At 36.5% G+C, this 15,135-nt stretch carries 14 protein-coding genes; 1 reads left to right on the top strand and 13 read right to left on the bottom strand.

The window, feature by feature from the left end; translation table 11 throughout:
- The first annotated feature begins 22 nt into the window (after nt 1-22).
- The gene (locus WKF66_RS19215) at nt 23-1,561 is read left to right on the top strand and encodes a capsule assembly Wzi family protein (RefSeq protein ID WP_489676112.1); all 1,539 of its coding nucleotides are present in this window, start codon (nt 23-25) and stop codon (nt 1,559-1,561) included.
- A 28-nt stretch (nt 1,562-1,589) separates the two neighbouring features.
- Here WKF66_RS19215 and WKF66_RS19220 read toward each other — a convergent pair whose 3' ends face one another.
- The 13 genes from WKF66_RS19220 to WKF66_RS19280 all read right to left on the bottom strand — a co-directional run bounded on the left by WKF66_RS19220 (nt 1,590) and on the right by WKF66_RS19280 (nt 15,041).
- Nucleotides 1,590-2,135: a CatB-related O-acetyltransferase gene (locus tag WKF66_RS19220; protein WP_489676113.1), complete on the bottom strand. Its 546-nt coding sequence runs from the start codon at nt 2,133-2,135 to the stop codon at nt 1,590-1,592.
- On the bottom strand, nt 2,132-2,977 hold the full coding sequence (locus WKF66_RS19225) for a sugar transferase (RefSeq protein WP_489676114.1): 846 nt from the start codon (nt 2,975-2,977) through the stop codon (nt 2,132-2,134). The genes WKF66_RS19220 and WKF66_RS19225 overlap by 4 nt, the downstream gene beginning before the upstream one ends.
- Nucleotides 2,978-3,264: 287 nt before the next feature.
- The gene (locus tag WKF66_RS19230) at nt 3,265-4,317 is read right to left on the bottom strand and encodes a glycosyltransferase (protein ID WP_489676115.1); all 1,053 of its coding nucleotides are present in this window, start codon (nt 4,315-4,317) and stop codon (nt 3,265-3,267) included.
- Nucleotides 4,318-4,587: 270 nt separating this feature from the next.
- Entirely contained in the window at nt 4,588-5,808 is a 1,221-nt protein-coding gene (locus WKF66_RS19235) for a glycosyltransferase family 4 protein (RefSeq protein ID WP_489676116.1), read from the bottom strand.
- Between the two features lie 12 nt (nt 5,809-5,820).
- A complete protein-coding gene (locus tag WKF66_RS19240) occupies nt 5,821-6,450 on the bottom strand; it encodes a hypothetical protein (protein WP_489676117.1) in 630 nt (209 codons plus the stop codon).
- Between the two features lie 236 nt (nt 6,451-6,686).
- A complete protein-coding gene (locus WKF66_RS19245) occupies nt 6,687-7,514 on the bottom strand; it encodes a glycosyltransferase family 2 protein (protein WP_489676118.1) in 828 nt (275 codons plus the stop codon).
- A gap of 47 nt (nt 7,515-7,561) precedes the next feature.
- Complete coding sequence (locus WKF66_RS19250; protein WP_489676119.1) at nt 7,562-8,176, bottom strand: acyltransferase; 615 nt, start codon at nt 8,174-8,176, stop codon at nt 7,562-7,564.
- A complete protein-coding gene (locus tag WKF66_RS19255) occupies nt 8,145-9,419 on the bottom strand; it encodes a glycosyltransferase family 4 protein (protein WP_489676120.1) in 1,275 nt (424 codons plus the stop codon). Before WKF66_RS19255 ends, WKF66_RS19250 begins: the two co-directional genes overlap by 32 nt.
- 1 nt (nt 9,420) lies before the next feature.
- Complete coding sequence (locus WKF66_RS19260) at nt 9,421-10,668, bottom strand: hypothetical protein (protein WP_489676121.1); 1,248 nt, start codon at nt 10,666-10,668, stop codon at nt 9,421-9,423.
- Between the two features lie 433 nt (nt 10,669-11,101).
- Complete coding sequence (locus WKF66_RS19265) at nt 11,102-12,283, bottom strand: glycosyltransferase (RefSeq protein WP_489676122.1); 1,182 nt, start codon at nt 12,281-12,283, stop codon at nt 11,102-11,104.
- A 165-nt stretch (nt 12,284-12,448) separates the two neighbouring features.
- Nucleotides 12,449-13,057 (bottom strand): acyltransferase, encoded by a 609-nt coding sequence (locus WKF66_RS19270; protein WP_489676123.1) that lies wholly within the window; start codon nt 13,055-13,057, stop codon nt 12,449-12,451.
- Nucleotides 13,051-14,034: a hypothetical protein gene (locus WKF66_RS19275; protein ID WP_489676124.1), complete on the bottom strand. Its 984-nt coding sequence runs from the start codon at nt 14,032-14,034 to the stop codon at nt 13,051-13,053. Before WKF66_RS19275 ends, WKF66_RS19270 begins: the two co-directional genes overlap by 7 nt.
- Nucleotides 14,031-15,041: a hypothetical protein gene (locus tag WKF66_RS19280; protein ID WP_489676125.1), complete on the bottom strand. Its 1,011-nt coding sequence runs from the start codon at nt 15,039-15,041 to the stop codon at nt 14,031-14,033. The genes WKF66_RS19275 and WKF66_RS19280 overlap by 4 nt, the downstream gene beginning before the upstream one ends.
- Nucleotides 15,042-15,135 lie beyond the last annotated feature (94 nt).

Here is a 15,135-nt window from a genome sequence, read left to right on the forward strand (position 1 = left end):
TTTGCCACTATACCAATGTATTATGAAGAAAATCAGCCTAATGTTAGTTTTTATTGGAACGGTTTTGTACTCAAAGGTCTGTGCACAATTACCTCAGAATACAACCGCTAGTTTTGAGGCCCAAGGCGTTGCAACTACTAAGGACGCCGTTCCATTTTGGATGAGATCGAACAGATATGGTTCCATTCCTTTACCAGGTCAGTCCGCTAGTTTTTTGGCGGCAATCAGAAAAGAATATGCAATAAAACAAAGCAACAGCCAAGACTATCGCAAACGAATCTTAGAATGGGGATATGGGCTTGAAGTGCGGGCAAATGTGGGTAATTCTTCGAATCTGCAAGTAATTGAAGCTAACATTAAGACAAGATGGAAAATATTTCAGTTGAAAGTCGGCAGGTCAAAAGATGTAATGGGGTTCGTTGGTGATACGACCTTGAGTTCAGGAAGCTTTGCCCAATCCGGTAATGCTCTTGGCATTCCTAAAATTGAAATTTCTATACCTGATTACTGGAGCCTACCATTTTTTAACGGCTTGTTTGCAATTAAAGGAACGTTTAGCCATGGTTGGATGGCAAATTTAACACCTAATTTCCCAGTTGAAGACACGAAAGGAGTGATTGATCCAAAACTTGACGTGCTAGATTCATATTTACATCAAAAATCTTTCTACGGCCGTCTCGGTCGAGAAAACTGGAAATTAAAACTTTATGGGGGATTCAGTCATCAAGCAACCTGGGGGGACGAAAAGAAATATTACGGAAATCTCTACACCCTCTCAAAGTTTCAAACTTTCCTCTACGTGGCTCAAGGCAAAGTGTATACTGCACCTGGAATCGCGGGGTCTAAGATGGGAAATCAACTAGGATCAATAGATGTGGCTGGAGAGTACGACTTCACTAACCTAAACATCAAAATATACAGACAATTTTTCTACGATATTGGTGGTCTATCCAAACTTGCTAATGTCAGTGATGGTCTTAACGGTATAACTTTCAAGAATAAGAAGTTTAATGAAGACGCAATAAATGGGATAAATTGGAAAACACTACTATTTGAGTTTTTCTATAGCTTCAATCAGGGTGGAGTAGCTGGATCACCATATACAAGATCAGGCCCAGAAGATTATTATAATAACTACTTCTATAAAGAAGGATGGTCATATAAGGGAGAAGGCCTTGGAAATCCTCTGATTACTTCAAGGAAATACGCGAAACCTGGACAAGAATCCCGATCATACGCTAATTTCATTAACAACAGAGTAATTGCATACCACGTTGGTGCAGACGGAAAAATTAAAGATCTGGCAGTGGCGTTTAGAGCAACCTATTCCGATAATTACGGGACCTTTAATACAAGCCCTTATTACAAACTAGCAGGGGACACGTATGTTACTCAAAACGAAAATTTATTTAAAAACGTGAAGCAGTTCTCCCTAAAATTAGAAACTGAAAAGCAGTGGAAAAATAATACATCCTTTGGAATTGCTCTAGGTGCCGATGTAGGAGACTTACTACCAAATTCTTTCGGAGTAATATTGAAGCTGAAAAAAGAAATTCTGTAATTTATTACCTTTTAATAGGAATAGAAAGCTAAGGATAACATGCTTTTAATTGAGAAATATGCTGGTACTCCTCCTCAGGCGTCTCAAACCTTTCTCTTAATTTTTTTGCGGGATTTCCTCCGTAAATTGCATAAGATTCTACATCTTTAGTTACCACTGATCCCGCAGCAATAATAGCGCCATCACCTATCTTGACACCTTGCATAACTATAGCACCATAACCAATCCACACATCATTACCAATTTCCGTTATTAAATCCTTGCCCTTCCAATCATAGTCACGGTCCCTAATTGCAGAAGCAAGGCGAATCGGTACTCCAGTTTGCTGAAAATGATGATCATATTTGCCTACTATTCCTACTTTATTGCCAAAAATAACGTGGTTACCAATAATACAGTCGGTTTCAATGAAAGAATCTCTTCCAATATAAAAAGCGCGTCCAATTTTAATTGTATTCTTTCCCCAAATTCTAACACGTGTACCTGAATGGAACCCGGAACCAATATCGTACTTCCTCCAAATTACGTGAACTAAGAATAAGGCGCGATATTTCTTCAGCAAGGAGACGATCATCTTAACAAAACTTTTTGCATGATACTTTCGAGTTTGGATATTACCCTCGAATATATTGACATTTTATGTTGAAACCTCTTCTGGTACGTTAAATTAATTGCTATTTCTTCAGGAAGGCAAAATTCGGACTTATTACTAGTATCCAAGCTTGGAAGATACCTTCTAGAACTGCCGGCTGTATGAGTCGCAAATTGGTCAAAGCCATTATTAAATACCTTTGAATAGACAGGATAGATAGTTAAACCGCCTACTTTGTATTGATCATAGAACCATCGGATTGCCCAAGAATCAATTTTCCCATTCATTTGATCGTAAAGCATTTTATTAAGGTCCGAGCCACCTTTCGCAAAACTCCTTCGTTTAGTTAAGTCCTGTTTGAAGGCTTCATAATCTTCCACCTGCCAATCTATCGAGCACCATCTGTCTTTCCACGTGGCCCAGCCCCATGACCAACCTCTCGTTACGAAATAAGCATCTTCATTATCACAAGACCCAAGGTCAAAGGAATAACCTGATACCGAATAAACTGACTTCTTGTCTTTATATTTGTCTAAGCAAGCGTTCATAAAGGAAAGAAAATTCGGTGTTGTACCGATGTCGTCTTCCATAACTATCACTTTATCAAAAGACTTAAAAGCTAAAGAAACACCATCAATTATAGAATTAGCTAATCCTTTATTGGACTCTTCAATGAAAATCTTTATGACCTTAAATCCTATTATTGTTTTGAGATATGCCCTAACGTCATCAATTATTTTTTTGTCTTCCTCGCACTTGGCCCCATCGGAGAAGATCCAAAGTTCGCTTTCCGGAGCATGTTCATTTTCTTGAAGGGATGACACTGTTTTTTTTAAGGTTGATAGGCGCTTGTAGGTGAACAGTAAAATGGGGGAATAATACATGTAATTAATTTCGCGAGTGAATTAATTCGAAAAGCTCAGTGCAGCATCATGTTAAACCACAGCTTTCGATATGACTTACACAAATATAGCAAAAAAGCCAATAAATAGTAGCAGAGGTTGTTAATACGAGCAGCTAATTTATGTTGGCCATCCTGAAATAAATTCGGCCACGGGTTGTAATAGCAAAAAATGGTTAAGAAGATTGGTAAACGTAATGCAGATTTATGTTAGTCATTAGCGCACTCCAGGTCCAAAACATTAGAAAAATTTGCAAAAAACTCTTCGTAGGATATCGGCATATTAGAAGGCCTAATTTTAGTTACCTCGGTTATTGGAATAGTAAGTTGAAGTTGAGCAAAGAGTAGGTCTGTTAAATGTTTAGTATCAAATGGAATAAAAACATTTCCGTTTATATTAGGCGAGATAAGCGTCGAAGCTCCAGCGAGACTTGAACAGAAAACATAAGCCCCAGCCATCAATGCCTCATTAACGACAGCACCAAATGGTTCATAATGGCTTGGAAGAACAAAGATTTGTGCTAGATTATACCAAGCCTTCAAACCCTCTCCTTCGAAGCGACCAGGAAAAATCACTTGTTGTTTTAAATCGTAATCCGAGACCAATTTGACTAACGAGTCCTTCTGTTCGCCTTCACCCACGATTATCAAGCTAACATCATCTAAATGATTTGCTACTTCTTTAAATGCAGTGATTAAACGATCAATACCTTTGACTGGCACGAGTCTTCCTATAAAGACAATACATTTCTTCTGCACTAAATCGTAGTCCTTAAGGAATTTAGTAGACATAGGAATTGCTAGTTCCAGATCTCGCCTAAATTCTTTCTCTTTAGCAATAATTGGAAAAATGATTATCGAAATTTTCTTTGTAAAGTAAGTAGAATACCACTCAGCGACCTCTTTATTTACCAGAACTAAACCATCCAATTGAGGTACGAGCAGATTTCGAAAACGTTTGCGTAAGCCGGAGCAATTTTGTGCGATATGAAGGCTGTCGTCACATATTGAATACAAAAGATAATTATAACCAAAAATCTTTTTAATTAAAGACAATGAGGTAGTTGTCTGGCTATATTCATAGCTGAAAACCACATCGGGATTGAATTGTTCAATCAGTGACCGAAATCCCCACCTCAAGGCGCGGGTTCCCAAGCTGAACCCTTTATCTAGATAGCCAGGTGTAAAATTTAGTAAGCTCTTTAGCTTATTTTGATCAAACTTTTGGTCTAAGTGATTATCATATATGAAATATAATTTCAAATCATACTTTTCATTTAAACTATTCCATAGGTCTACTCTATACGGAGCGAGTGCCTGATGGAATATTAACAGTCTCCGTTTACGTTCCACTACTGAAGTTTGAGGCGTTAGGCTTTCATTGGTTCAAAGAATAGATTTATATAAAACATTGTTTTTTAATTATCTAAACTACGATCTTCTATCTCTAAAATGTCTCTGACGCTGGTAAATAACTTTTCTTAATATAGTATAAAACAATGCAGGGACATAGATTTAAGACTCAAATTTACACTAATTTTTTAATGGATAGTGATTTTTTGATATATCTTTTATAGTATTATTCCAGGTCTTCTGTTTCGCAAAATCATAAGCCGCTTTGCCTTTAATATTTATCAACTCTGGATTATTCAAGAACTTAAGTACTGCCTCTTTAAGAGACTTAACCGCTATTTCGGGCGTATCACACTCAACTACAAAGCCTCTATCGTCGTTAACCACAAGTGCTTGTCCGTGTAAATTAATCGTTATTACCGGCATTCCAAATGCCATGGCCTCTACCATCTGTAATCCTACAGAATCCCGTAGTGATGTAAATACGAAAACATCATGAGACATGTAAAATTCTTTGACTTGTTTATACTCTACGAGCCCCATCCAATTGACTCTTCCATGAAGTTTTAGATCGTCTATTGTTTGTAAAAATGCATCTCGCATCTCCCCATCTCCGACAACAGTTAATGTGATTCCTTCATACTCTCTCAAAGAATTCATCATGTCTAAAAGCAACAGCAGTCCCTTTCTAGGTAAAAACCGCCCTACCCAAAGTAATTTTAAATTGCCGGACTCTGGCGTTCTGATAACAGGACTACTGGGATAGAAATCATCAGGCAGAGCGGTGTCTAAATGGAAGATTATTTTGTTGGCACCTGCTGCTTTAACCATCTTAAAAGTGTCGTCATTGGATACCAGAATAACCGCAGCCTTTTTTATCATGTGTCTACAAGCAGGATTATACCTTAACATTAGCTTCGAAATTGACTCCCGTCGTTCCTCATTACGCCAATGATCTAAAAAGTAATGCTTAAATGCTGAGGGAGCAGCTTGACCCCCACCAGCTGGGCCGAAGACGAAGGGAACATTCAATTTATAAATAAAGGACCCCAATTGAATGCTTCCCCAAGTCACGTGATGAGCTACGTCAAACCTTATCAATTTATTTATTTTACGAGCATACCTATACGCAAACCATTGCCATAGAACATAGTATATATACATAGCTATAGTTGAACTGGCATATAGCCGTTCCAATCCAAGAGGCAGACGAACATAATGAAAAGATAAGTTTGAAGGCTTTAAACTTTGTTCGATTATTTCCTTATTGACTATTCTAGTCAAACAATGTACTTCATAATCTAACTTGGCCAAACCTATTGCCCAGTTCCAGCCATACCCTGGCTCTGATCCTTTGGTAGGATCACACATAAATGCAGAAAGAAGTATTTTGTTTTTCATATTATCTATACACTATTTCCATCTTTGTAGAGTGCTAATGTAAATTTTGTTAAGAGCAAATTTTACAATCGAATTGAGTCCTTTTATTGTTTTAGATAATCCGACAGTTTTAATGGAAAATATTAATGGCTGGTAAGTGTTGCCTGATAATTCTTTTAGCTGTGCAGAAGTCATATTTATAACATAAGACAAGTTTGTCTTCAGGAAAGGAACACCATGGTTGCTAGTTTTAAAGCTTATTTTATGAACTCCCTGGTTTTTAGCATGATCGAACTGCTCTATATCCCATTGACTACCATTGGAATGAAAATAATAAATCGATTTTGGGTTAGTGATGAATTTCAAAGTATCATAATATGGTAGTAGCCTATTATTCTTTTGGTTTCTAAACACAATAGGGTCGACATTTGCACTAGATTTACTTAATAGGGATAAGATTTCAAATTGGCCATTGAAAGAAAATATTTTTTCAGCGTTTAAAAATTGTCCAGTTATAATAGCGTTAAATCCGCCAGCTGAACTTCCTACAGTTATTATCTTATAGCCGACTGTTTCCTCCTTTAAAAATTCCAGTACTTTTTCCGGCGTATTTAAGTGGCCATTGATCCCTGTTAGATACCATTGCTTTTTTATATCTCTCATAAAGATATGCTTATGACCATAGTTTACCCTGTTTCCATACCACTCGAATCTATTTTTATTTAGTATGCTCTCTTGAAATGCAGCTTCGTTATTGGGGTAATAAAGATCATTACTACTAAAGTAGAGAATGCAGTAATCGTTCTTTACTAAATCATTATACTCAATCAAATAATTTGGACTATTTTCATAGTGTTCGCTTACCAAGTCTGAATCAACTTGAAATACAAAGGGGTAACTTATCTCCATAAGGAAGGAATAAAAACGCGTAGATGAATTGAACAAAAATGCTTAATGGCCGTAAAAAGCCCAAAATGCCGTTTTTCGTATAAGAAAAAATACTTTGGATGACTATATCCCAAGGGAGAGTATAACGATTTTAGCCTTTGTAAAATTGGTGTTTCTTGATAACACCAATTTGGCAATTTAGGATTGCTCTCGCAGAAACCTATAAAATTTTTAGTAGTTACGCACCTACCGCCTTTTTGCAAAAGCCTTAAACCGTAGTCCTGATCTCCAATCGCATGGGGAAACATGACATCTAGGTTTCCTATCATTTGGAATACCTTGTTAGGCACTAAAACAGAATTTCCGTTAATAATTGAACATTCTTGAATCTCATTATTAGGTATTAAATATTGTCCTAATTTGTTTTTACCACCATAGGTAACTTTACCGCTCTGTTCACCACAAGTTGAACCGCATATTAAAGTCATGTCTCCACTAGAGAATGAACATTCTAACATTTCGTTGATGGCAAGATCAGTCAATGTCGTATCATCATTTAACCACAAATAATAGTCAAACTTAGCTGTTGAGGCGGCTGTATCCCATGCGAGATGCATGCCACGATTCCAAAATAAGTTGCCATTACCTGCAATAATCTTCACCCTAGGAAACTGCCTTCTTACAGCCTCAGCTGTTCCATCACTAGAAGCATCATCAACTAAAAATACTTCAAGACTAAACTCGGAATCAATCCCAGTTTGACTAAATAGGGCAGATAAAGAGCGCAAAGTCTTAACTTTCCGGTTGTGACAGGTTAAAAGAGCAGCAATTGTTTTCATAAGTAAACTATGTGAATAAAAAAATTAACTTAAGCCTAATAAAAAATTTAACTAACATTTCTGATAAACTTCGCCGGATTGCCTGCCCAAATTTGTCCTGCGGGAATAGATTTGGTAACAATCGAGCCCGCGCCAATTATTGATCCATCCCCTATGTTAACTCCTTTAAGGATCATCGCTCTGGCACCAACAAATACATTATTCCCAAGTATTACGGGCATTTTCATTTTACTTAAAAGGTCAGCGGCCGGGTTTGCCCTAGTAGCTGGGTCTAGAGAATGAAAGTCTGTATCATAAATGCATGCACCACCCCCAAGCTTAACATTGTTACCAATCTGAATCTTGATATGGCATACGATAGCTGCCTGTGAAATCCCAAAATTGTCACCAACCTTTAGTGAGCCGCCTGTGTCAACAAAGAAGGTGCACTTGTCAAAGGATCCTACAGGATTTCCGGAAGCCCCATTGTTCATACTTAAATTCGATCCTACAATGCATTCGGCACCCCGGGCTACAGAGATGAAAGGAACTCCAGTCGAGCGAAATGTACTATAATGAACATTATTGCCCCAAAACATAAGCTTGCAACTTGCCCTGTCAAAAGAATTTTGCAACCCTGCTAAAAGTCTTTTAGTTATTTTGTAAATTAAGAATAGTTTCATTGGAGATCTTTTGATAAATATTGTTCAACTGTTCAGCATTTGCTTTAGCATCATGGCGTATTGAGGCTACATTCATTGCATTCTTGCTTAATCTTTCGGCTAAGTCGCGGTTTGAAAATATTTCACAAATCCTCATCGCCATTAGCTGGATTTCCTCAAAGCGAAATAAATATCCGCTATTGCCCTCCTCAATCATATCCATCGTTCCTCCTACATATGAGGCTAAGGTTGGAATGCCAAGTAATTGTGCCTCACCGACTGAATTTGGACTATTCTCTATGGATGAAGGGCAGACAAAAATATGTGACCTTAAATACATTTTAACCATCTCCTCTTCGTTTAACATTCCTACAAATTCAATTTTGTTTGTTAGACCATTTGCTAGAATCAAGGACGATATATAGTTGGCAAAACCGTTTTTCTTGAACGAAGGTTTTTTCATAAAATCATCACCGGCAACAAACATTTTTGTCTTAGGGAATCGGCGCAAAATAATGGGTAAAGCTTTAATAATCTGTTGTATTCCCTTGATAGGATAATGGGCTTGACTCAGAAATATACTGAATTCTAGGCATTCATCAAAATCCCACTTTTTTTTGTAGAACATTGGGCGTAAAGTTTCATTACAGAAATGGTACGAAATATTCGGATTTATAGCTAATGAATGAGACTTGTCCCATGAAGTTCTACCTATAATGTAGCCACTTGATTTGATAAGTTGTCTTTCATAAAGGCCTCGCTCTCTCATTCTGGTTTGTTGTTGAAAGAGAGAATCACTTCGTAGAATATCGCGAATTGTAATGTGCTTCTTTATAATCTTTTCAGGAATACCACCTAGAAAAAATTCAGCATATACACTGACTAAACCTTGTATAGAAACGACGACATTTAGGTTTCCACAAGCCTTTACCCATGCAAGTGAATGCGGGTACTCAGAGCCATGGATATGAACTATATCAGGTTTAACACTATTATAGATGTTAATGAAATAGTCCTCAAGCATTGGATTGTAGTGCTGATTCTCTCCATTATTTGGAACCAGATAATAGCTAATATCATAATCTGTAATCTGAACAACTGTTTTACCCCCATAAAGTGCTACAACAGTTAATCTAATCTCTGGGTTAGTCTGCATTAAGCCCAAGGCACTTGCATACATCCAACCTCCAACAGCTGGAATAGCGATGCCCAAACTGTTGCAGACGTCGGGAAAAAGGACATTTGATATCCATAAAACTTTCATGCTATATAATAATTAGTTTCTTTTTTTTTCTTCTAACTGCAAAAATCCCTCTTATCCATAATCTGATCTCTATGTCATTCATTTGACGAAATTGCTTAGAGAAACATAATCCAATAAGTATTAAATCAACCATAAAAAATGTTTCGACCATTGGTTTCTCCCATATAAATGCCCACATCCAAAGAAACGCTACGTATACACCAACTCCCCTTGCGTATTTGCTTTTACTCTTATAAATAGCTAAATAACTAGCCCATGCATACAACATAAAATACATCACTACAGCGATCAAGCCGTACCAAAGTAAAATGTCCATAACGCCAACCTCGTTTCCGTACCTTCCGATTAAACCTGTTTCCACATCCTTACCCCAAAAACCTTGAACACCTTCATCGCCAAATGCCGGAGTCCGTCCTAATACCCAAGCATCATACTTTGTCATTGTATAAAAGACATTTTGGTAAATAAAAGTTCTTGTATCTGCTTTTAAGTCATCATGTTCAATTCCTTCGTCTGTATTAACTTCTTGGGAATAATCTCCTTTTATGTATTCATCCATTTTAAACACATTGAAAGTGCCTGTAGAAGCCAGATAAAGTAGAATCGCTGGTAACAGCAAGAATGTTGCTTGTCCAAACTTAAAAATCCATTTAGGAATATATAGATAAGCTAAAGAAAGTCCTAATAAGGATGAAAATGTTAATTTGATCAGGTCATTCCTTTGAGTCAAACTAAAGAAGAAAAGCGTTAGAATCAAAAACAGAAATAATGACTGTTTTTTTGGTATTTGACCATAGAAAATTGCCAAAACCATAAAAGGCACATAGTCATAGCCGGCTGGTGTCCTATATACTATTAGTGAGAGTAACACCATAGGAATGAAGAACTTCCAATATAATGCCAAATAATCTTGAACAAGCCTCATATTAGCACTCAAAACTATGACAAAGTAGAAAAAAACGAGTAAGAGTTGGTTTATAATGTTCTTATACATCCAATAACCCTCCGCAAAAAATAACGAACGTATGATTTCAAAAAAAAGCCAGGCTATAAATAAATAAGTTAGCTTCAAGCCCGTCTTATCAACAAATTTTCTGTTCGTATTTCGTAGTACAACAACCAGAACTATTATCCTCAAGCCCCATATAAAAGGCTCAGGTAGCTTGAGCATTTGATAAACCATAAATCCCGCCATAACAGAAAATAATGCCCAAGAAGCCAAACTATATCTTTTTACGAACTCTATCATATTACATATACTGCATGCGGTGCTAGACTTAATACTAATATTTTTTGGGCTATCTTAGTATTAAAGCTCTCAATCTCGTTAATAAAATTTAAGGATCTTATCCACCGACTGAATTTCGGGAAAGTTACTTCTTCATAATCAATAAACCTACCAGGAATAATCAAAAAGCCTTCTAATTGACCTGGATCTCTTAGGTAAATATCCCCTCTATTTGAAATTAGCATTAAAGTAGTCCCTATATTTAACATCTTCACTATTATATTAACGTGCCTTTAATATTCGTAAAGCTTCTATTTACATTTAAATAGCCTATTATTATAGCTCTCTAATGTTACAAACCAGCTGCATACGGAATCGCTGTTCAATTATACATTTGACTTAACCGATAAAAACGGTTGAGTCAAATGGCTGAAAACCATTCAAAATCTTAAATTCATTTTTTTTTATCGTCTCCAAATAGATCATAAAATAATCTTAAGTATTCAAATGTAACTTTATCTATGGAAAACCGGTCACTGGAATAAATTGCACTTGTTGCCATTTCCTCCCTATAGACCTTATCTCGCATTAGCTTTTTAAGTTTTTCAACAAAGCCCTCTAAGTCATTATTTGGAATTATGAGGCCATTCTTCTCATTATCAATAATATCGGTTATTGACTCAAAGCTATCGTATGATATCGGTACAACGCCCATCTGCTGACCTTCCATGAGTACCATTGGCCACCCTTCATATTTAGATGTCATTAAACTTATAGCGGCCCTTTTATAATACGAATATGGACTTTGATATCCAACAAAGTCTAGACGTTTCAGACCCATCTCTTTTGATTGTAATTTTAAATCACTAAGGCTAACACCACCACCTACAAAAACAAACTTCCATTCGTCAAAAGACTGATCGTTTTCAATTAATCTCCATATTTCTAAAAGTAAATGAGCTCTTTTTTGAGCTGTGATAGCGCAAACCGTTATAACTAACTTCTCTTTTACTTTTACCTCTTCAATAGGCAATGATTCTTCAAAAACCAATGGGTTTCCTATTGCCACTAACTTTGATACGTCAGTATTAGGGGCTAGTGTTTTCCAAAGTGGATAAAACTTTTCAGACAATAAAAGTATTCTGTCACTATAATTGCATACATCGTCGAATGCTTGAAGTTGTTGTCGTCGATTCTTAATATTAAGAAGAGGCAACAAAGGAAATTTAATTAAAGTGTAAATTCCGTGTAGTAAATTTGTGCTTTTCGAGTAAAGTAGTTTTAAATTGTCTATCGTTAAGGGTCGCAGCATTGGCCTGTTATGATAAGCAGATATAATTTTGCAGTTACCTAACGGTAGGCTTAAAAGAAATTTAAAGTCAATGTTTGTAGGAAGCTGATTAAGAATGATATCAAATTGGTGCTTTTTAAAAAAAAGTTCGGCTGCCACTCTGTTTTTCTGATTAAGCTCCAATTTATCAGCAAAAAATGTTGAAGGATGTTCGGAGCTTTCCGGATATGCCAACGCGCAAAAATGACCAAATGACTGAAAGGATTTTGCTAATATATTTGCGACAGTGGCTGTCCCACCCATATAAGGGGGATCAGCGTCGAATGAAATAAATAGTATATTCATATTTGTATGGTGAGAAAGGCATTTTGCGCGTGGCTTTTAAATCCTAAAAATTATATTTATACACTTTATTGAAAAAAGGCTCGTATCGACTGATTATTCGACAAAACTTAATATAATCTACCAAGTGTTTAATTATTATATGCATTTAACAGTTACATTGAGAGATTAAACACGATACTTCATTACCTTAGCCGGGACACCTGCTACGATTGCATAGGATGGAACATCCTTCGTGACTACAGATCCCGAAGCTACTACAGCCCCCTTGTAAATTGTAACACCTGGAAGTATTACACTATTAGCACCAATCCATACGTCATCTTCAATTACTACACCTGTTCGATTGGTATCCCATGCTTGGGAGTAAATGTATGAACTCTTCGCAAAACTATGATTCGAGGCAATTATTGTGATTTGCTGAGAGATTAGGCAATAATCCCCTATTGTTATATCTCCTCCCGATGCTCTAATGTTGTTGTGGTCACCGATGTAGGAAAACCTACCAATTTTTAACACTGATTGCCGCGTAACATCTTCGTCATCTACACACACTTTCGTGAAGTCTCCAATCGTCGAATTGCTACCTATAAGAAATTTTCTTCCTTTTTGTATCTTTAAAACACAATTTACGCTAAAGTTAGAATCCGGATTTTTTAAGACTATGCGAAGGAGAGAAGGGTTTAAAATTAAACTTATTCCCCCTGCTCTTACACGATTAAGTTGCCTTCTAACTTTAAGAAGTGAATTTTTAATTTTCATAATATAACTTACCAATAACAAGAGTTTTCAACACTTAAATGATTATTAGGCCTTTCATCAACAGATGGACGAACCCAATGCTCATTAGGCAAACCACTATAATGAACGAAGACATTCTCGGGCATAACATAATGTGGTTCATCATCTTCCCATCGTTTACCCCTAATACCAAATAAAAGCTGGAGCGAACCACCCATATGTACTGCCTTCTTTCCGATTCGTTTCACGTGCGCAGCTAGGGGAAAGCCGTACGCACCGCAACCTATTAGACAAATATCAAATTCATGCTTTTCAATTTCCTTCTTCATGTAAGCCAAAGCTTCAAACCAATCACTAAATCGATCATCTCCATTGCCCAAACTTTGAACTGCCTGTATAACTTCCAACGATTTGAACTCAGGTAAAATATCTGTGTTCGCAAACAAATGTATCCGTTTCCGATATTGGCTCGATATTGAATTAGCAAATGGATGAACTACTAGAATTCTTTTGCCTTTCAATGCTCTGGTCCAAGGATTTTTTGCCCAAAATGGGTCAAGGTACATAAGTCTGATTAACTTAGAATGCTCCAGTTGTTTTTCAACATACAATTCATTCTGTAGCCAAGATCCTAAGACATCGACTTTGCTTATATCTCGAAGCATAAGCTCACAAAATTGAGAAACTTTATCAAAAGTCGGGGGAAAAAAACCCGCATTGTTGGCCATGTTTTTTATTATCGAATCATTCCACACCCAATCAGGGCGCAGCCCTTTTATGTACAACAGCAAATTGGGAACTCCACTGTTTATACCTACAAAGTTGACCACAGCAGACAGCTCATTTGCGCCAAATCGTGCAATCATACATGGCGTATCTTCCATTAATGTCTCAAATATAAGCTTAGAAACACTTTCTGGGTTCTGCTCACTTACGAGTAGTATCTTATGCTCCAAATGCTGCTTTAAGTAGAGCTTACGTAATGCTTTGAGAAGAAAAAAGAAATATCTCATAAGGTAATCGACAGTTGTTTAACATCAAAATTTCCATCATCATCCACCAATACCCAATCATTAGAATTTGGATAATTATGCCAAAAGTTTCTTGGGCAGACTTTGATACCTTTGTTTAAGAGCGCTGGCTTATAGGAAAAGGAACTTTTACTAGTTATTAATAAATCAGCGAACACCATATGCAAAAAAGATTGCTGAGCATCCATGTCTAGACAAAAATTTATATTCTCTAAATCAATGAACTCTATAAAATCACTAGGAGTTCCTTGAGAAAAGAGATATATAGCAAGGGGCTTACCAGGCTTAATGTTTTCTATGACCTCGGTTAATAACTTTTTGAAATACAAATTATCTTGCCAACGCATCTGTAAATTAGGGTCTTGATTCGTCTGACCGATGGTAATATCTCCACGTCTGATTTGTATGGCTATATTGAAATGACTTTCTGAAAAAATCAGTGTTTCACATTTTCTTGCTGCTGCAGAAAAGAATTTCAAGCGTAAATCTTCAATTACACCGCAAAGACTCTGATAAGACTGATCCTGTTCAGCTACGAAAACCACTTTTTGTCCAGCATATGACGAAATAATCTTTTTGTTCAAATTAATAGCAGCCTGCTTATTTTCATCAAATAATGGAAGCAAAACCCTCCTATATCCGTTATGAGAAATTAAGTCAGAAGCTAAAGTTTCATTCTCACCAAACCCAAAAAAAGTTTCCCATTTTTCAGTAGAAAATGTTGTATGTGCATACTTCAAATTGAACTGCATTGCCCACCAGTACCCAGAAATCCAATTGGAAAGTTGGTGACCTATGCCGGCCCCAGGGTTAGGGATACCAGTATAAAAATTGGTGTGATTATCTACGATGTGTTTCTCACTATTATTTATTCTCATATGCCAGTATGAACGGTATAGCGCTGGGTAAAAAGCAATATTACTAGTTAACTTAACTATCTCATTCCATGCTCGAGCTCTAATCTTTAATGCCAATTTAAATACATCCATATTAAACATCACTGAATTTTAAAAGATACTGCTGCGGCTTAACATTTCTCACCAGCGTGTCAACTAGTATTTTGTAGATTTCAAAATAGATAAA

This window comes from Pedobacter sp., from assembly GCF_037719805.1.
Classification (GTDB): domain Bacteria; phylum Bacteroidota; class Bacteroidia; order Sphingobacteriales; family Sphingobacteriaceae; genus Pedobacter.

Bases quoted from the DNA above. Each gene is read 5' to 3' on its own strand.
- WKF66_RS19215 (WP_489676112.1), top strand. From the start codon at position 23: ATGAAGAAAATCAGCCTAATGTTAGTTTTTATTGGAACGGTTTTGTAC.
- WKF66_RS19220 (WP_489676113.1), bottom strand. From the start codon at position 2,135: ATGATCGTCTCCTTGCTGAAGAAATATCGCGCCTTATTCTTAGTTCAC.
- WKF66_RS19235 (WP_489676116.1), bottom strand. From the start codon at position 5,808: ATGAAAAACAAAATACTTCTTTCTGCATTTATGTGTGATCCTACCAAA.
- WKF66_RS19240 (WP_489676117.1), bottom strand. From the start codon at position 6,450: ATGAGAGATATAAAAAAGCAATGGTATCTAACAGGGATCAATGGCCAC.
- WKF66_RS19245 (WP_489676118.1), bottom strand. From the start codon at position 7,514: ATGAAAACAATTGCTGCTCTTTTAACCTGTCACAACCGGAAAGTTAAG.
- WKF66_RS19250 (WP_489676119.1), bottom strand. From the start codon at position 8,176: ATGAAACTATTCTTAATTTACAAAATAACTAAAAGACTTTTAGCAGGG.
- WKF66_RS19255 (WP_489676120.1), bottom strand. From the start codon at position 9,419: ATGAAAGTTTTATGGATATCAAATGTCCTTTTTCCCGACGTCTGCAAC.
- WKF66_RS19260 (WP_489676121.1), bottom strand. From the start codon at position 10,668: ATGATAGAGTTCGTAAAAAGATATAGTTTGGCTTCTTGGGCATTATTT.
- WKF66_RS19265 (WP_489676122.1), bottom strand. From the start codon at position 12,283: ATGAATATACTATTTATTTCATTCGACGCTGATCCCCCTTATATGGGT.
- WKF66_RS19275 (WP_489676124.1), bottom strand. From the start codon at position 14,034: ATGAGATATTTCTTTTTTCTTCTCAAAGCATTACGTAAGCTCTACTTA.
- WKF66_RS19280 (WP_489676125.1), bottom strand. From the start codon at position 15,041: ATGGATGTATTTAAATTGGCATTAAAGATTAGAGCTCGAGCATGGAAT.